This is a genomic window from Pseudomonas sp. ANT_H12B (assembly GCF_008369325.1).
Taxonomy (GTDB): Bacteria; Pseudomonadota; Gammaproteobacteria; order Pseudomonadales; family Pseudomonadaceae; genus Aquipseudomonas.
In genome coordinates this window covers 159710-175690 of the sequence record NZ_VOBI01000011.1, presented here as the reverse complement: position 1 = coordinate 175690, position 15981 = coordinate 159710, and the positions used below count along the sequence as shown (strand labels likewise).

17 protein-coding genes are annotated in these 15981 nt (G+C 57.6%); 9 read left to right on the top strand and 8 right to left on the bottom strand.

The window, feature by feature from the left end:
• Nucleotides 1-63: 63 nt before the first annotated feature.
• Entirely contained in the window at nucleotides 64-1029 is a 966-nt protein-coding gene (locus FQ185_RS18575; protein WP_149418681.1) for a leucyl aminopeptidase, read from the bottom strand.
• Between the two features lie 69 nt (nucleotides 1030-1098).
• On the bottom strand, nucleotides 1099-1236 hold the full coding sequence (locus FQ185_RS30210; RefSeq protein WP_170219177.1) for a hypothetical protein: 138 nt from the start codon (nucleotides 1234-1236) through the stop codon (nucleotides 1099-1101).
• An 897-nt stretch (nucleotides 1237-2133) separates the two neighbouring features.
• Here FQ185_RS30210 and FQ185_RS18565 point away from each other — a divergent pair.
• From FQ185_RS18565 to arfB, 4 genes are all read left to right on the top strand, one after another.
• Complete coding sequence (locus FQ185_RS18565; RefSeq protein WP_149418679.1) at nucleotides 2134-3555, top strand: amino acid permease; 1422 nt, start codon at nucleotides 2134-2136, stop codon at nucleotides 3553-3555.
• Between the two features lie 233 nt (nucleotides 3556-3788).
• Entirely contained in the window at nucleotides 3789-4289 is a 501-nt protein-coding gene (locus FQ185_RS18560) for an Hcp family type VI secretion system effector (RefSeq protein WP_149418678.1), read from the top strand.
• On the top strand, nucleotides 4282-4971 hold the full coding sequence (locus FQ185_RS18555) for a DUF4225 domain-containing protein (RefSeq protein WP_149418677.1): 690 nt from the start codon (nucleotides 4282-4284) through the stop codon (nucleotides 4969-4971). Before FQ185_RS18560 ends, FQ185_RS18555 begins: the two co-directional genes overlap by 8 nt.
• Before the next feature lie 429 nt (nucleotides 4972-5400).
• Nucleotides 5401-5814, top strand: coding sequence for an alternative ribosome rescue aminoacyl-tRNA hydrolase ArfB (gene arfB / locus FQ185_RS18545; RefSeq protein ID WP_149418675.1), 414 nt, complete (start codon nucleotides 5401-5403; stop codon nucleotides 5812-5814).
• Here the strand turns inward: arfB and FQ185_RS18540 are convergent.
• The 6 genes from FQ185_RS18540 to phhA form a co-directional block, all read right to left on the bottom strand.
• The gene (locus FQ185_RS18540) at nucleotides 5811-7025 is read right to left on the bottom strand and encodes an MFS transporter (RefSeq protein ID WP_149418674.1); all 1215 of its coding nucleotides are present in this window, start codon (nucleotides 7023-7025) and stop codon (nucleotides 5811-5813) included. The genes arfB and FQ185_RS18540 overlap by 4 nt on opposite strands.
• Nucleotides 7026-7129: 104 nt before the next feature.
• Entirely contained in the window at nucleotides 7130-7327 is a 198-nt protein-coding gene (locus FQ185_RS18535) for a hypothetical protein (RefSeq protein ID WP_149418673.1), read from the bottom strand.
• 77 nt (nucleotides 7328-7404) lie between these two features.
• Nucleotides 7405-7536: a hypothetical protein gene (locus FQ185_RS30665; protein ID WP_010461912.1), complete on the bottom strand. Its 132-nt coding sequence runs from the start codon at nucleotides 7534-7536 to the stop codon at nucleotides 7405-7407.
• A 282-nt stretch (nucleotides 7537-7818) separates the two neighbouring features.
• Nucleotides 7819-9012, bottom strand: coding sequence for an amino acid aminotransferase (locus FQ185_RS18530; protein ID WP_149418672.1), 1194 nt, complete (start codon nucleotides 9010-9012; stop codon nucleotides 7819-7821).
• On the bottom strand, nucleotides 9012-9368 hold the full coding sequence (locus tag FQ185_RS18525) for a 4a-hydroxytetrahydrobiopterin dehydratase (RefSeq protein WP_123509107.1): 357 nt from the start codon (nucleotides 9366-9368) through the stop codon (nucleotides 9012-9014). The genes FQ185_RS18530 and FQ185_RS18525 overlap by 1 nt, the downstream gene beginning before the upstream one ends.
• 117 nt (nucleotides 9369-9485) lie before the next feature.
• Complete coding sequence (gene phhA / locus FQ185_RS18520; RefSeq protein WP_149418671.1) at nucleotides 9486-10277, bottom strand: phenylalanine 4-monooxygenase; 792 nt, start codon at nucleotides 10275-10277, stop codon at nucleotides 9486-9488.
• Nucleotides 10278-10660: 383 nt separating this feature from the next.
• On the opposite strand from phhA, the gene FQ185_RS18515 reads away from it, so the two are divergent.
• The 5 genes from FQ185_RS18515 to FQ185_RS18495 all read left to right on the top strand — a co-directional run bounded on the left by FQ185_RS18515 (nucleotide 10661) and on the right by FQ185_RS18495 (nucleotide 15974).
• The gene (locus FQ185_RS18515; RefSeq protein ID WP_149418670.1) at nucleotides 10661-12226 is read left to right on the top strand and encodes a sigma-54-dependent transcriptional regulator; all 1566 of its coding nucleotides are present in this window, start codon (nucleotides 10661-10663) and stop codon (nucleotides 12224-12226) included.
• Between the two features lie 312 nt (nucleotides 12227-12538).
• Complete coding sequence (locus FQ185_RS18510) at nucleotides 12539-13279, top strand: flagellar basal body rod protein FlgF (RefSeq protein WP_149418669.1); 741 nt, start codon at nucleotides 12539-12541, stop codon at nucleotides 13277-13279.
• 45 nt (nucleotides 13280-13324) lie between these two features.
• The gene (gene flgG / locus FQ185_RS18505) at nucleotides 13325-14110 is read left to right on the top strand and encodes a flagellar basal-body rod protein FlgG (protein ID WP_149418668.1); all 786 of its coding nucleotides are present in this window, start codon (nucleotides 13325-13327) and stop codon (nucleotides 14108-14110) included.
• A gap of 52 nt (nucleotides 14111-14162) precedes the next feature.
• Complete coding sequence (gene flgH / locus FQ185_RS18500) at nucleotides 14163-14858, top strand: flagellar basal body L-ring protein FlgH (RefSeq protein ID WP_149418667.1); 696 nt, start codon at nucleotides 14163-14165, stop codon at nucleotides 14856-14858.
• A gap of 27 nt (nucleotides 14859-14885) precedes the next feature.
• Complete coding sequence (locus FQ185_RS18495) at nucleotides 14886-15974, top strand: flagellar basal body P-ring protein FlgI (protein ID WP_149418709.1); 1089 nt, start codon at nucleotides 14886-14888, stop codon at nucleotides 15972-15974.
• The last annotated feature ends 7 nt before the right edge of the window (nucleotides 15975-15981 follow it).

The following is a 15981-nucleotide window of genomic DNA, read 5'->3' as shown; positions in this document are numbered from 1 at the left end:
AAACGCTACATGAAAAACGCCAACCTTCGGGTTGGCGTTTTTTTTGCCCGATCATCTGTAGGGTTAAAAAACAAACCGCCCATCAAACACCGGCTTGTCATCCAGCGCCAACACACCACTGGAAAAGATCAGGTCCAGATGATGGCTGCCCTTGGCCCCGCCGCCGAGCCCGAGATGCAGCCCGCAATGACGTTCCTCAAACCCCGCATTGCGCGCATACAACTCTTTCACGCCTTCGTTGGTGCCGATACCCAACTCTTCGATCCGCCGATTCGACGGATTGGCCTCCAGGTATTTATTGAAGTCATGTTCCAGCCCCGGCACATCGGTGGCGATTTTGCGGATGGTCGAGTTCTCGATCCACAACTCCAGCGGTGATTCCAGCACTCCGTACTTGCGAGCGAATGGAATCGTGCTGAGAAAAGTCCCCATGAATTTCACCTGACCGTTAATGGCCTCGCTATGGGTAGCGATTTCACCGGGCGCGAGATCGAAGTTGCCGACCCCGTTGATGTCGGTCCACTTCTTGATACTGCTCAACGGTGTTTCAAACCATGAGCCGTGATCATCTTTGAAACTTAAAGTCGTAGCGTGGGACATGCGCTGGATCAAGTGGCTGTTCAACCCGGCAATCCGCTGCGGGGTGACACTGAAGGTGTCATAGAAGTAATCGCCATAATCCTTGAACAGCAGCGACTTCTTCCAGTTCTCCGCCATCACGCCTTGCAGTGCGCGGACAAAATCCGGACCTTCGGGGCGTGGGTTGGGCAGGGTGGAGGAGTCGTAGAAGAAAATGTACAGATCGCTGTCGATAATCGCCTGGGCCAGCAATTCGGCAGGTTCGAGGTCCAGGCGCATGGCGCTGAAGCTGAATGGCTGACTGTTCCCAGCCTGTTCAACAATGGCGCCGGTCAGCGCTTCGTAATCAGCCGTGTGGCCTAGCAAAACCTTCGCCGGGTTGACGCCGGCAAGGGCGGGGTGTTGTTCGAGGTAGTAAAGGAAATGCGAAATAGAGCGTTGCTTATCCATGTAGTCCTCCCTGACAAACCGAGAAAAAGTGGCAGGCACAACCGGCCGGATTGTCCCTGCCGGGATGTCTTACAAAGGCCACATCGCCGTGCCGAACGGAACAACCGCATCGGCTTGCATCATTTCAACGGCGGCTTCATGGGTCGGTGCTTCAAACCAATCGTCCAGTTGCAGTTCAGTTTCCAAGTCTTTGTCCAGTGCTTGCATGTGAATCTCCTAGATGACTTTTGAGTAAGAACAACTTGCCGGTCGATGCGGCTCGGCAAGTCGCTGAAAACCTAGTTCAGAGGTTTCAGGATTGCAAAAAAAAATAATCAAATAAGAATTGGTTGAACTTTTTATTCTGTTTTTTGCAGGTCAGATTATTAATAGAAAACAGGAAACTAAGTCGACCTTTTCCTTAGGAAGCTTCCTAACGTCAATTTGCAGTCAGCTTGCATCCGGATCTGTTTTGGAAGAATTACGTTACGCCCTGTAAAGGAATACTGACGAAATCCAGCCTTAAAGCCTTTGGATTGACGCTTACGGAAAGGATGTAAGGAAAATCTTCCGACACAGCCTCTTCCAGGCCCGGCAGAAGGCTCTGGCGCGCTTGTTTCAGTCGCCCGTGGAGGGTGAGATGCGTCCCATGCCTGTCGTGCAGGTGCATAACAAGAAGGAGGCGCAATGAACGCCATGACTCATCTCTACCTCTCTCTGCGGGGCGATTTTTCCGCCGCCCCCGCCAATGACCCGCAAAGGTCTGACTCTCTTTTTGCAGCCGCCCGAGACGCTCGAGGCGGACACAGGCAATCCCGGCAAACGACGCGCTGATCCAGCGGTGTCTTTCAGCAGGGGGTTACAGGTGTACAATGCGCCGCGTTTTAACTGTGACCTCCTGCGCATCTGCGCAAACCTCAAGGCTATCCGCCTTGTTCACTCCGCCGCGTCACGAGCGTGTCGGGTTCGATTTCGTCACAGATAAAAACAAACAGGTGACGCATGACCGTTGTAAATACGCTGAACTCCTGGTGCCTGCGCTGGGGTTTGATCGGCGCTGCTTGAAATCGCAATTGAGCAGCAACGTCTAACGAACATCATCAAACCTTGCGTGAGACCCTTTTCATGAGTGGACAAAACTCGCATTCAGGCGAGCTGAAACGCGGCCTGAAAAATCGCCATATTCAACTGATCGCTCTCGGTGGCGCGATCGGTACCGGGCTGTTCCTCGGCTCGGCCGGGGTACTGAAATCCGCCGGCCCGTCGATGATCCTCGGCTACGCCATCTGCGGCTTCATTGCCTTCATGATCATGCGCCAGTTGGGCGAAATGATCGTCGAAGAGCCGGTGGCCGGTTCCTTCAGCCACTTCGCCCACAAATACTGGGGCGGATTTGCCGGCTTCCTGTCTGGCTGGAACTGCTGGATTCTGTACATCCTGGTGGGCATGTCAGAGCTGACCGCGGTCGGCAAATACATCCACTACTGGGCGCCGGATATCCCGACCTGGGTCTCGGCAGCCGGCTTCTTCGTGCTGATCAACCTGATCAACCTGGCCAACGTCAAAGTCTTCGGTGAAGCCGAGTTCTGGTTCGCGATCATCAAGGTCGTCGCGATCGTCGGCATGATTGCCCTCGGCAGCTACTTGCTGGTCAGCGGCAACGGCGGCCCGCAAGCGTCGGTGACCAACCTGTGGGCCCACGGCGGTTTCTTCCCGAATGGTGTCAGCGGTCTGGTGATGGCCATGGCGATTATCATGTTCTCCTTCGGCGGCCTGGAAATGCTCGGTTTCACCGCAGCTGAAGCCGACAAGCCGAAAACCGTGATCCCGAAAGCCATCAACCAGGTGATCTACCGGATCCTGATTTTCTACATCGGCGCGCTGGTCATTCTGCTGTCGCTGACGCCATGGGACAGCCTGTTGGCGACCCTGAACGCGTCGGGTGATTCCTACAGCGGCAGCCCGTTCGTGCAGGTGTTCTCGATGCTCGGCAGCAACACCGCCGCGCACATCCTCAACTTCGTGGTCCTGACCGCTGCATTGTCGGTGTACAACAGCGGCACCTACTGCAACAGCCGCATGCTGCTGGGCATGGCCGAGCAGGGCGATGCGCCGAAAGCCTTGGCGAAGATCGACAAGCGCGGCGTGCCGGTACGTTCGATCCTGGCCTCGGCGGCGGTGACGTTGATCGCGGTGTTGTTGAACTACCTGATACCGCAAAACGCGCTGGAACTGTTGATGTCGCTGGTGGTTGCCACCCTCGTGATCAACTGGGCGATGATCAGCTTCTCGCACTTCAAGTTCCGCCAGCACATGAACAACACCAAACAAACGCCGCTGTTCAAGGCCTTGTGGTACCCGTACGGGAACTACGTCTGCCTGGCGTTCGTGGTGTTTATTCTTGGCGTGATGCTGTTGATTCCGGGGATCCAGATCTCGGTGTACGCGATTCCGGTGTGGGTTGCGTTCATGTGGGTTTGCTACGGCATCAAGAACAAGCGCAGTGCACAACACGCGCTGCAGGCTGCTGGCTCCAGCGCGAAGTAACGCAGAAAGCAGGATCAGCAAACCCGGCCATGTGCCGGGTTTGTTGCTTTTGATGCGCTAACGCTGCGAAGGTGCTGAAGTCCAGTTCCTACAAGGGCGGTCATTGTTTACTACAGTGATTTCGGAATCTTTAAATAAGCAGAAACAGGCTCGTTATTTCAGAAGCGGCCTACAAGCTTACTGGTTGTTTTTGTCATAGGCTTGCGCTCCCAATACATTCAGGAGTGGTATCTGTGGCCAGTCACAGTTACATGACTATTACGGGTAAGCGGCAAGGATTAATTTCTGCGGGTTGTTCCGGCCATAGCTCTATCGGTAATAAATGCCAGTTCGGTCACCAGGATGAAATCATGGTGTTGGCTTATTCGCACGATATGGTGACGGGTAATGACGGCAGTATTGCAGGCGGTCGCGGCAGGCACCTGCATTTCGTGATTACCAAAAGTATCGATAAATCATCACCGCTGTTGGCCAGTGCATTGCATGAGCGTGAAGAAGTGGAATGTATTATCAACCTCTACCGTACTGCTTCAGCTGGGGGGCAAGAGCGATATTATTCAATCCATCTTACAGGGGCGCGTATTGCGCATATCAGTCAGCAAGTTCCTCATGCAATTCGTATGAATGATGCGGAGCCACAAGAGTTGGTGTCCATTCGTTATAGGGAAATTGCCTGGGCACACGTTGCTGGGGCAACGAGCGCTTATAGTACTTGGGGGGTGGAGGATGAGTGAGACTTCCTGCGATATTCATGATGTGACCAAGGCCGCCTCCGACCTCGTTGCGACGGGATGCAACATCGGCATGACTTATCTTCCTGAAGGTATTACCCGTCTTCGCTTCAGTTCGATAATTTCATCCTTTGCCAATGAGGTTATTCAGGCTGTTGATGAGGGTCTCATAAGCGCGTGGCAGGGTCTGCAGGAATTAAGGGCCGAGCACGAAGAGTTATTGTCGAGGGCGCGTTTTTACCTGCAGAACGGCATCGGAGTGGCGGCGGGCGTCATGCAAGTTCGAACAGGCATTTCGGCTATCGCAATGCCCGGAGGCGTTGGCGCAATACCAGGCGGACTTTTAATCGCCCACGGTGCTAATAATATCTATGAGGGGGCGGGAAACTTATACCATGGCCCCAACGTGCCAGGCACACTCGGGCCTGTTAGATATGTGTATCAACGCGCGCTGAAAGATGAACATCTAGGGAGTACGATTTATTACTCCATGGACTTATATTTATCCGGGTATGGGATATTAAGGCAAGTGCCAAAGCGTGGTTCATTCGAGCTGTTTAGATATGACCCAATTACTCGTGAAAAGTCTTATTGGCAAACCGGAAAGTTGGCCTTGGCTCTAGAGGTGGTGGTGGACTTTTTTACACTGAATACAATGTTTCAAGATGAATATCGAAATGAGTGATAGGGGGGGTGTTATTTTGGTCTACGTTAAACCGCGCAATTTCGGAATGTAGAATCGCAAGCCAAAAATAGCGATTGTTACATAAGTTATTAAGTAAGTGATTTTTAGGTGCTTTCCCTCTAGTGGGACTATTTGAGTTATACACCAAACAACAATTGCTGCAGGTAAGCCGGAGCAGCCAAGTACCAGACAGGTTACTGCCAAATGGTATCGTATATTTTCAAGGTTCATAAAACTAATATAATTCGTTGAGGTGAGGCCTTAGCTTAGTATTGCCCTTCGAAACAAAGCAACTGCCCTTTTGTAAATCCGAGAAGGCTGTAAGAAATGTCTGGTATGGCCTTGCTGAACTCGTCTGCTCCGATAATTACGTGCTATTCAGACCGACATTCGCGATATCCTGATCGCCCCGAACCCGGACGCTTTTCCATGCTGGTGATTTCCAACAACGTGCATCTGCCGGATGCCGAGATCGAATTGACGGCCATTCGTGCCCAGGGCGCTGGTGGGCAGAATGTCAACAAGGTCTCCAGTGCCGTGCACCTGCGTTTCGACATCCCGGCGTCATCCTTGCCCGAGTTCTACAAGGAGCGGCTACTGGCGCTACGGGACAGTCGCATTACCAGCGACGGCGTGTTGATCATCAAGGCCCAGCAATACCGAACGCAGGAGGCCAATCGTGCCGATGCGTTGGAGCGTTTGACCGAGCTGATTCTCAGCGCCACCAAAGTCGAAAAGAAACGCCGTCCTACCAAACCGACCCCGGGTTCGAAGAAGCGTCGTCTCGAATCAAAAACCAAGCGCGGCAGCATCAAGGCCGGGCGCGGCAAGGTCGACTTTTAGCGTGCGTCCCGTTCTTCCCGATACTTTTCATTAAGGTGCATTGGCGCCTGCCGGTACAAATAAACGCTCAGCGCCAAACCGCTCAACGCCGCCATCGCGGCGAACAGGAAGATCGAAGCAAAGCCAAATCCTGCAGCCACTGCGCCGGCCAGCGGTCCGGTAATCCCCAACGACAAATCGATGAACAACGAATAGGCCCCGACCGCCGCGCCACGGCTGGAGGCCGGCACCAGATTGACCGCTTCCACGCCCAGCGCCGGGAATACCAGCGAAAAACCGAACCCGCTCAATGCCGCGCCCGCGAGCGCCCAGTTGGCATCCGGTGCCAACCACAGCAGCAGCAAGCCGAGGGTTTCCACCGACAGGCAGGCAATCGCCACGCGAAAGCCGCCAAGACGGTTGATCAGGTTGCCAAACAGCAGTCGCGCACCAATGAAACTGGCGCCGAACAGGCTTAGGCACAGCACCGCGTTATCCCAATGCTGAGTGGCGTAATACAGGGTAATGAAGGTGGCGATGGTGCCAAAGCCGATGGAGCCCAATGCCAGGCCGCAACCATGAGGCAGCACTCGCCCCAGCACGTGCATGAACGGCAAGCGTTCGCCGGCGACGATGGGCGCAGCGGTTTTCGGCCAGGCCAGCAGCAGACCGATGACGGCCAGCAGCACGATGCTCACGCCCATGCTCCACAAGCCCAATTGATTGACCAGCCACACACCCAGGGGCGCGCCGATGGCGATAGCGCCGTAGCTGGCGATGCCGTTCCAGGAGATGACCTTGGCCGTGTTCGTCGCGCCGACCCGGCCGATGCCCCAGCCGATCGAACCCGAGCCCACCAGACTTTCCGCGCTGCCCAGCACCAGACGGCCGATCAACAGACTGATCAGGCTCAAGGTCGGCAGGCTCTGGGTCCAGGCCGAAATCAGCATGAACACGCCGCTCAAACCGCAACCGGCGAGGCCGTACATCACCGCCAGTTTGCTGCCTTTGTTATCGATGATCTTCCCGGCATATGGCCGGCTGAGCAGGGTGGCCAGGTATTGCACGCTGATCACCAGACCGGCGATCACCGCGCCGAAGCCCAGGTCGCTGTGGACGTAGCCGGGCAGTACGGCCAAGGGAATGCCGATGTTGAGGTAGCCGATGAAGGTGAACAGGACGATGGAAACGACTTGCAGCGTGACCGCCAAGGGGCGCTGGTTTTCAGGCATGGGTAAAAGGTCCACGGGAAAGCAGGATAGATAGGCTGCTTATGATAGCGGCCCGAGCGGCCACGGGGCGTGGAAAAGTAAACTATTTGCCGGACGGGGATGGATCAGGGCTTGGCGGGGGCTACCAGTTGCGTCGTGACCAGGGCGGCCAGGGCGTTTTCTTCGCTGCCGAAACGGGCCAGCAGGGCGGCTTGTTTCTCGGGGGAGAGGCGATTCCAGATCTCGATCATCTTCTCGGCGGTGCCGATCAGGACGCTGGCCTGGAGAACTTCGTCAACAGTAGGAGTGAATTCTTCGGTCATGGTGTGCAGCTCAAGGGTTCAGGCGGTGTGGAAAGCGCATGTTAGCGCTTTCCACACGGTCTGGCATTGCAGGTGTATCAGTCTTCGCTGTCGGCCTGGCGGCGTTCAGTGGCTTCTTTCGGCTCGGGCTGTTGGGCACCGGCTTGTTGCGTGGTTGTCTGCTCAGTTTCGTGCAGGCTTGGGAAGGGGAGATTAGGGATCTCGTGCATGTTTCGCGCTCCTCGCAAAGTCTGTTGATAGATCTGGTAGATCCGCGCTTTTAAAAAAGCCTGCGCAGGATACAGCAGGAGAAATGACAAATAGACTTTTATATCCATTTGTTTCGACGGATGGGATTGTATAGACAGGTCAGCAGCAATGACGCAGGTGATCGTCCCACGCTCTGCCTGGAATGCAGCCCGGGACGCTCTGCTTCCCCTACAGCCGAACGCGGGGCGTCCGTTGAGGCATTCCCGCGCAGAGCGTGGGAACGATCAGTGCAAAGAGGCGGGTTATTTGCAGACTTCGGCAATCGCCTCGGCCAACAGATCGAGACGCGTTGCATCGATCCCGGCAACGTTCGCCCGGCCAGTACCGACCATGTAAACGCTGTGGTGATCGCGCAGTTGTTTGACCTGGTCCGGCGTCAATCCGGTATAGGAAAACATCCCGCGTTGCTCGCCAATATGCGCAAAGCGCTCCCGCAAACCATGAGGCTCAAGGGCTTCCACCAAACCGCTGCGCAGTTGGGCGATACGCAAACGCATGGCTGCCACTTCGTCGGCCCACAGGCTTTTCAGCTCTGGATCGCCAAGGATGGTCGCCACCACGGCAGCGCCATGATCCGGTGGCGTCGACCACAGATTGCGGGCGATGTTGGCCAGTTGGCTGCGGATATCCACCAGCTTGTCAGCGGTTTTCGCGCAGACAATCAGCGCGCCGGTGCGGTCGCGGTACAGGCCGAAGTTCTTCGAGCAGGAACTGGTGATCAGCACTTCCGGCAACTCGGCCGCGAACAACCGGGTCGACCAGGCGTCCTGTTCGAGGCCATCGCCGAAGCCTTGGTAGGCGAAATCAATCAGCGGCAGCAGTTCACGCTTGTGTACCACGTCCAGCACCCGACGCCAGTCATCATGGGACAGATCGAAACCGGTCGGGTTGTGGCAGCAGGCGTGCAACAGCACCACATCGCCTTTTGGCGCTTCATTGAGCACCGCGAGCATCGCTTCAACGTCGAGCCGGTTATCACTGCCGACATAGGGGTAGTGACTGACCTTGACGCCCGCCGTAGCAAAGATGGTTTCGTGGATCGGCCAGGTCGGACTGCTTAACCACACGCCACGACCCGGCAGGCACTGGGCGATGAAGTCCGCACTCAGACGCAACGCGCCTGTGCCGCCCGGCGTCTGGGTAGCGCCGGCGCGTTGTTCGGCAATCAGTTCCGAATCGGCGCCGAGCACCAATTCATTGATCGCTTTGCCGAACGCCGGTTCGCCGTGACCACCGATGTAGGTCTTGGTGGTCTGACGATCCACCAGCCGTGCCTCGGCGAGCTTCACGGACTGGAGAATCGGTGTCAGGCCCTGGGCGTCTTTATAGACGCCCACGCCGAGGTCGAATTTGCGCGGGTTGGGGTCCTGCGCATAGGCCTCCATCAGTCCGAGAATCGGGTCGCCGGGTACTCGACCTATGGCGTCGAAATGCATTATTTGCGGCCCTCGGCGTCCTTGGCCACGTCGTCAGTGCGCGCGGCCATGATGAAATCGTTGCGATGCAGACCTTTGATGGAGTGGCTCCACCAGGTCACGGTGACTTTGCCCCACTCGGTCAGCAGGCCCGGGTGGTGACCTTCAGCCTCGGAGATTTCACCGACGGCGTTGGTGAACGCCAGGGCGTGCTTGAAGTTTTTGAACAGGAAAACTTTTTCCAGCTGCATCACGCTGTCGCGTACTTCGATGTTCCAGTCCGGGATCTGCTTGATCAGTACCGGCAGTTCTTCGTCGCTGACCTGAGGAGCGCCAGCTTGGCAGGCTTCGCAATGGGCTTGGTTCAATGTGGACATGATGGGTTCCTGAAATCGAATGATAGGAGGTTGGCCGTCAGCGGAACCGCGCGGTGTCACCACGCTAAAGCAAAGCGTCGGTTCCTGACAGACTCACTTGATCGTAAAAGTCGCGGATCACGCAGCTTTGGGTTTTGGCGGAAATTTCGGTGCGTGCAGACCCAACTGCATGCCTTGCTTGACCATACCCATGATGTCTTCGTGGGCCAGGTCGAACAGGCGCTTGAGGTTCGGCAGGACAAAGTACAGCGGCTGCAGAATGTCGATGCGATAGGGCGTGCGCATGCATTCAAGCGGATCGAAGGCCTGATGCTCAGGTTCGTCCGACAGGCAATAAACGGTTTCTTTGGGCGAAGAAAGAATGCCGCCGCCGTAGATGCGCTGGCCGTCTGGTGTATCAACCAGGCCGAACTCGATGGTCATCCAGTACAGACGCGCCAGGTACACGCGTTCTTCCTTGGAAGCCTGTAGGCCGAGTTTGCCGTAAGTGTGGGTAAATTCAGCAAACCAAGGGTTGGTCAACAGCGGACAGTGGCCAAAAATCTCGTGGAAGATGTCCGGCTCTTGCAGGTAATCCAGTTCTTCACGGGTACGAATAAAGGTCGCCACCGGAAACTGCTTGTTGGCCAGCAGTTCGAAAAAGGTCTGGAAGGGGATCAGCGCCGGGACTCGGGCAACTTGCCAGCCGGTGGTTTCACCGAGGACTTTGTTGATCTCGCCGAGTTGTGGAATGCGGTCGTGGGGCAGACCGAGTTTTTCGATACCGTCCAGGTATTCCTGGCACGCACGACCCTCGATCACTTTCAGTTGGCGAGTAATCAGCGTGTTCCACACCGCATGTTCTTCGGCGGGGTAGTCGATAAAACCTTGCGCATCGGGCTCGCGAGCCACGTAGTGCGTCTGCTTCATGCTGCTCTCCTGCTAGGGGATTTTCGTTCTTGTTATGTCCTGCTATGGACTTAGAAATACCCCAAGGATTGCGAGGTTGCAGTAGGTGATCCGCGTCAGGCGTAGGAGAATTCGTCGATATTCGTAAAGTTTTCGTTACGGTTTGGCGGCTGTTGCGCAGGTATTGAGATTTCCGGGTTTGAAAAGCGCTCTAGCTGTCACATAATCTTGACGACTATCTGAGCGCCTCGGCAGAAAATAACTCCTGTAAGCGCGAGCTTGCTCGCGAAAGCGGTCTGTCTGATACATCAATGTTGGATGTGTCGACGCTTTCGCGGGCAAGCCCGCTCCCACAGGTTGTGCGCTTGGCATCAACCCGATTACTGCTTTTTCAGGCCTTTTATATGCGCATCAAAGTCCACTGCCAGAACCGCATCGGCATCCTGCGCGACATTCTCAATCTGCTGGTGGAGTACGGGATCAACGTCGCTCGCGGCGAGGTCGGCGGTGAGCATGGCAACGCGATCTACCTGCATTGCCCGAACCTGATCAACATTCAGTTCCAGGCGTTGCGTCCGAAATTCGAGGCGATTGCCGGGGTTTTCGGCGTCAAGCGCGTAGGGCTGATGCCCAGTGAACGTCGGCACATGGAACTCAACGCCTTGCTCGGCGCATTGGAATTTCCGGTGCTGTCGATCGACATGGGTGGCTCGATCGTCGCGGCCAACCGCGCGGCGGCGCAATTGCTTGGAGTGCGGGTGGATGAGGTGCCGGGGATTCCATTGTCCCGCTACGCCGAGGATTTCGACTTGCCGGAACTGGTGCGCGCCAACAAGTCGCGGATCAATGGGCTGCGAGTCAAGGTCAAGGGCGATGTGTTCCTCGCCGACATTGCGCCGCTGCAATCGGAGCATGACGACAGCGAAGCCATGGCCGGAGCGGTCCTGACGTTGCACCGTGCTGATCGGGTAGGGGAGCGCATCTACAACGTGCGCAAGCAGGAGCTGCGCGGGTTCGACAGTATCTTCCAGAGTTCGAAGGTGATGGCGGCGGTGGTGCGCGAAGCTCGGCGCATGACGCCGCTGGATGCGCCGCTATTGATAGAAGGTGAAACCGGGACCGGTAAAGAGTTGTTGGCGCGAGCCTGTCACCTGGCGAGCCCCCGGGGCCAATCTCCGTTGATGGCGCTCAACTGCGCCGGATTGCCTGAATCGATGGCTGAGACCGAACTGTTCGGCTACGGTCCCGGTGCCTTCGAAGGCGCGCGAGCCGAAGGCAAGCTCGGGCTGCTGGAGCTGACGGCGGGGGGTACGCTGTTTCTCGATGGTGTTGGGGAAATGAGCCCGCGCTTGCAGGTGAAATTGCTGCGCTTCCTGCAGGACGGTTGCTTCCGGCGTGTAGGCAATGACGAAGAGGTTTATCTGGATGTGCGGGTGATCTGCGCGACGCAGGTCGACTTGTCCGAGTTGTGCGCGCGCGGCGAGTTTCGCCAGGACTTGTATCACCGCTTGAATGTGCTGTCGCTGCACATTCCACCGTTGCGCGAATGCCTCGATGGGTTGACGCCACTGGTGGAGCACTTCCTCGATCAGGCCAGTCGGCAGATCGGTTGCCCACTGCCGAAACTGGCGCCGGCGGCCATGGAGCGGCTCAGTCACTACCATTGGCCGGGCAACGTGCGGCAGCTGGAAAACGTGCTGTTCCAGGCGGTTTCCCTGTGCGAAGGCGGGACGGTCAAGGCTGAGCATATTCGCCTGCCGGACTATGGCGTGCGTCAGCCGCTTGGCGATTTTTCCCTCGAAGGCGGGTTGGACGCGATTGTCGGGCGGTTCGAGAAAGCGGTGCTGGAGCGGTTGTATTCCGAACACCCGAGTAGCCGGCAGCTGGGCAAGCGGTTGGGGGTTTCGCATACGACCATTGCCAATAAGTTGCGTGAGTATGAAGTAGGCAAAGAACCCGGCAGCGCCTAGGTCTGATCGTTCCCACGCTCCGCGTGGGAATGCAGCCCGGGACGCTCCGCGTCCCAAAGCGGACGCAGAGCGTCCATTGAGGCATTCCCACGCAGAGCGTGGGAACGATCAGGGTCAAGGCTAATCCTTGCCGCGAAGCGGCAAAACACCGCCGGTTTTTCGTCTTCGATACATTTCAAAAATCCCCGCAAAACCCCTCAAGTCCTTTGTTTGCCGGACCCCGCGCCGCCAGAAAAAAGTTGGTCTGCAAATTGCTTGTGGCTCTGCAGTACAGCGGTGGGCGGCAAACGTCCGGCATGCAGAGGAAAGAGTGTGGACAAGTACCTTTATGTGGCAATGACCGGCGCCAGCCAGAATGCACTGGCGCAGAAGGCTCATGCGAACAACCTGGCGAACATCTCCACCAACGGTTTCCAGAAAGACCTGGAGCAGGCGCGTTCGATTCCGGTGTTCGGTGACAGCTTTCCGGCGCGTGCGTTTGCCCTGTCCGAGCGTCCGGCCACCGACTTCTCCCCGGGCTCACTGGTGGAAACCGGTCGCGACCTCGATGTCGCGGTGCAAGGCAACGGTTGGATCGCCGTGCAGAACCCCGATGGCGGCGAAAGCTACGTGCGCACCGGCAGCCTCAACGTTGACGCGCTGGGCGTGTTGCGCGCCGGCAACGGTATGCCGGTGATGGGCAATGGCGGGCCGATTGCCGTGCCGCCCGAGCAGCAAATCGAAGTGGGCGAGGACGGCACCATCAGCATTCGTGCGATGGGCGAAGGTCCGCGCGTGATGGCCGAAGTCGACCGCATCAAACTGGTCGACCCTGACTTCAAGAACATGACCAAAGGCCTGGACGGTTCGATCCACACCAAGGACGGCAAGCCGGCGCAAGCCGATGCCAACGTCAAACTGGTGTCCGGGTTCCTCGAGTCGAGCAACGTCAATGCCGTGGAAGAGATGACGTCGGTGCTGGCCCTGGCCAAGCAGTTCGAACTGCACATCAAGATGATGAACACCGCCAAAGACGATGACCAGGCCATGGCTCGGGTCTTGCAGATCAGCTAATTATCAGAACGTCGCGCCGTAAAACAGGCGCACGAGGAGAATCGAATGCTTCCGGCTCTATGGGTTGCCAAAACAGGTCTGTCCGCCCAGGACACCAACCTCACCACTATTTCCAACAACCTGGCCAACGTGTCGACCACGGGTTTCAAACGTGACCGCGCCGAGTTCCAGGACTTGCTCTACCAGATCAAACGCCAGCCAGGCGCCCAGTCGACCCAGGACAGCGAACTGCCGTCGGGTCTGCAAGTGGGTACCGGTGTGCGCATCGTCGGCACCCAGAAAAACTTCACCGCCGGCAGCCTGCAAACCACCGAGCAGCCGCTGGACATGGCCATCGACGGTCGCGGTTTCTTCCAGATTCTGCAACCGGACGGCACGACTTCCTACACCCGTGACGGTACGTTCCACCTGGATTCCAATGGTCAGATCGTCAACGCCAGCGGCTTCGCCCTGGAACCGGCCATTGTCATCCCCAACGATGCCCAGACCTTCACGGTCGGTCGCGACGGCACCGTGTCCATCACAGTTACCGGCAACCCGGCATCCCAGGTGATCGGCAACCTGCAAACGGCCGACTTCATCAACCCGGCCGGTCTGCAAGCGGTGGGTAACAACCTGTTCCTGGAAACCGCTGCCAGTGGCGCGCCGCAAGTCGGCACCCCGGGCCTGGCCGGTTTCGGCACCACGCTGCAGAACACCCTGGAAACCTCCAACGTCAGCACCGTTGAGGAGATGGTCAACATGATCACCACCCAGCGCGCTTACGAGATGAACTCCAAGGTGATCTCCACCGCCGACCAGATGCTCTCGTTCGTAACGCAGAATCTGTAATCAAGTCTATGAGGCAGCCATGAGGCTGCCTGCAACACCGTGAGGTAGGGTCATGAATCGCTTTGTATCTGTTCTGGCACTGAGTGGGGCTGTCGTGCTCGCGGGCTGCGTTGCCCCGCCGCCCAAGCCCAATGACCCTTACTACGCCCCGGTGCTACCGCGTACGCCGTTGCCGGCTGCCGCCAATAACGGCTCGATCTACCAGGCCGGTTTCGAACAGAACCTGTACAGCGACCGCAAGGCATTCCGGGTGGGCGACATCATCACCATCACCCTGAACGAGCGCACCCAGGCCAGCAAGAACGCCAATTCGCAAACCGCCAAGAACAGCAAGACCGACATCGGCCTGAGCTCGTTTTTCGGCGGAGGCCTGAGCACCAGTGATCCAGTGGGCAGCGGTAGCCTGAGTCTGGACGTCGGATACGAAGGTGACCGCGCAACCAAGGGCGACAGCAAGTCCGGCCAGAGCAACAGCCTGACCGGTTCGATCACCGTGACTGTCGCGGACGTGTTGCCCAACGGCATCATCGCCGTGCGTGGCGAGAAGTGGCTGACCCTCAATACCGGCGATGAGCTGGTGCGGATTGCCGGGCTTGTTCGAGCCGATGACATCGCTACGGACAACACCGTTTCGTCGACCCGTGTCGCCGATGCGCGGATCACCTATTCGGGCACTGGTGCGTTTGCCGATGCGAGTCAGCCAGGCTGGTTCGACCGTTTCTTCCTCAGCCCGCTGTTCCCTTTCTAGGTGGTCACGTTGAACTTCAAACACCTGATGGTGGCCGCCCTGTTGCTGTCCGCGGCCTTCAACGCTCAAGCCGAGCGGCTGAAGGACATCGCCAGCATTTCCGGCGTGCGTTCCAACCAATTGATTGGCTACGGCCTGGTGGTCGGGCTTAACGGCACCGGTGACCAGACGACCCAGACGCCGTTCACCCTGCAGACCTTTAACAACATGCTCTCGCAGTTCGGCATCAAGGTACCGCCGGGTTCGGGTAACGTGCAGTTGAAGAACGTCGCCGCCGTGTCGATCAGTGCGGATCTGCCGGCGTTCGCCAAGCCGGGTCAGCAGGTCGACATTACCGTGTCGTCCATCGGTAACTCCAAGAGCCTGCGCGGCGGCACCTTGCTGCTGACGCCGCTCAAAGGTATCGATGGCAACGTCTATGCAATCGCCCAGGGCAACCTGGTGGTCGGCGGTTTCGATGCCGAAGGTCGCGATGGCTCAAAGATTACCGTCAACGTTCCGTCGGCCGGTCGCATCCCTGGCGGTGCATCGGTGGAGCGTTCGGTGCCGAGCGGTTTCAACCAGGGCAACAGCCTGACCCTGAACCTCAACCGTTCCGACTTCACCACCGCCAAGCGCATCGTCGACAAGATCAACAACATGCTCGGCCCTGGCGTTGCCCAGGCCATCGACGGCGGTTCGATTCGCGTCAGCGCGCCACTCGATCCGAGCCAGCGCGTCGACTACTTGTCGATCATCGAGAACCTTGAAGTCGACCCGGGTCAGGCGGTGGCGAAAGTCATCATCAACTCCCGTACCGGCACCATCGTGATCGGCCAGAACGTAAAGGTTTCCCCGGCCGCCGTGACCCACGGCAGCCTGACCGTGACCATCACCGAAGACCCGATCGTCAGCCAGCCCGGCCCTCTGTCCAATGGTCAGACGGCTGTCGTGCCGCGTTCGCGGGTCAACGCCCAGCAGGAAGCCAAGCCAATGTTCAAGTTCGGCCCGGGCACCACCCTCGACGAAATCGTGCGTGCGGTGAACCAGGTCGGCGCGGCACCGGGTGACTTGATGGCCATCCTCGAAGCATTGAAACAGGCCGGCGCGTTGCAAGCCGACCTGATCGTGATCTGAGGACGGC

Excerpts from the sequence above, each read along its gene's own strand:
- FQ185_RS18575 (WP_149418681.1), bottom strand. The coding sequence starts at position 1,029 with ATGGATAAGCAACGCTCTATTTCGCATTTCCTTTACTACCTCGAACAA.
- arfB (WP_149418675.1), top strand. The coding sequence starts at position 5,401 with ATGCTGGTGATTTCCAACAACGTGCATCTGCCGGATGCCGAGATCGAA.
- FQ185_RS18525 (WP_123509107.1), bottom strand. The coding sequence starts at position 9,368 with ATGTCCACATTGAACCAAGCCCATTGCGAAGCCTGCCAAGCTGGCGCT.
- FQ185_RS18535 (WP_149418673.1), bottom strand. The coding sequence starts at position 7,327 with ATGACCGAAGAATTCACTCCTACTGTTGACGAAGTTCTCCAGGCCAGC.
- phhA (WP_149418671.1), bottom strand. The coding sequence starts at position 10,277 with ATGAAGCAGACGCACTACGTGGCTCGCGAGCCCGATGCGCAAGGTTTT.
- FQ185_RS18495 (WP_149418709.1), top strand. The coding sequence starts at position 14,886 with ATGGTGGCCGCCCTGTTGCTGTCCGCGGCCTTCAACGCTCAAGCCGAG.
- FQ185_RS18515 (WP_149418670.1), top strand. The coding sequence starts at position 10,661 with ATGCGCATCAAAGTCCACTGCCAGAACCGCATCGGCATCCTGCGCGAC.
- FQ185_RS18555 (WP_149418677.1), top strand. The coding sequence starts at position 4,282 with ATGAGTGAGACTTCCTGCGATATTCATGATGTGACCAAGGCCGCCTCC.
- FQ185_RS18565 (WP_149418679.1), top strand. The coding sequence starts at position 2,134 with ATGAGTGGACAAAACTCGCATTCAGGCGAGCTGAAACGCGGCCTGAAA.
- FQ185_RS30665 (WP_010461912.1), bottom strand. The coding sequence starts at position 7,536 with ATGCACGAGATCCCTAATCTCCCCTTCCCAAGCCTGCACGAAACTGAG.
- flgG (WP_149418668.1), top strand. The coding sequence starts at position 13,325 with ATGCTTCCGGCTCTATGGGTTGCCAAAACAGGTCTGTCCGCCCAGGAC.
- flgH (WP_149418667.1), top strand. The coding sequence starts at position 14,163 with ATGAATCGCTTTGTATCTGTTCTGGCACTGAGTGGGGCTGTCGTGCTC.
- FQ185_RS18540 (WP_149418674.1), bottom strand. The coding sequence starts at position 7,025 with ATGCCTGAAAACCAGCGCCCCTTGGCGGTCACGCTGCAAGTCGTTTCC.
- FQ185_RS18530 (WP_149418672.1), bottom strand. The coding sequence starts at position 9,012 with ATGCATTTCGACGCCATAGGTCGAGTACCCGGCGACCCGATTCTCGGA.
- FQ185_RS30210 (WP_170219177.1), bottom strand. The coding sequence starts at position 1,236 with ATGCAAGCACTGGACAAAGACTTGGAAACTGAACTGCAACTGGACGAT.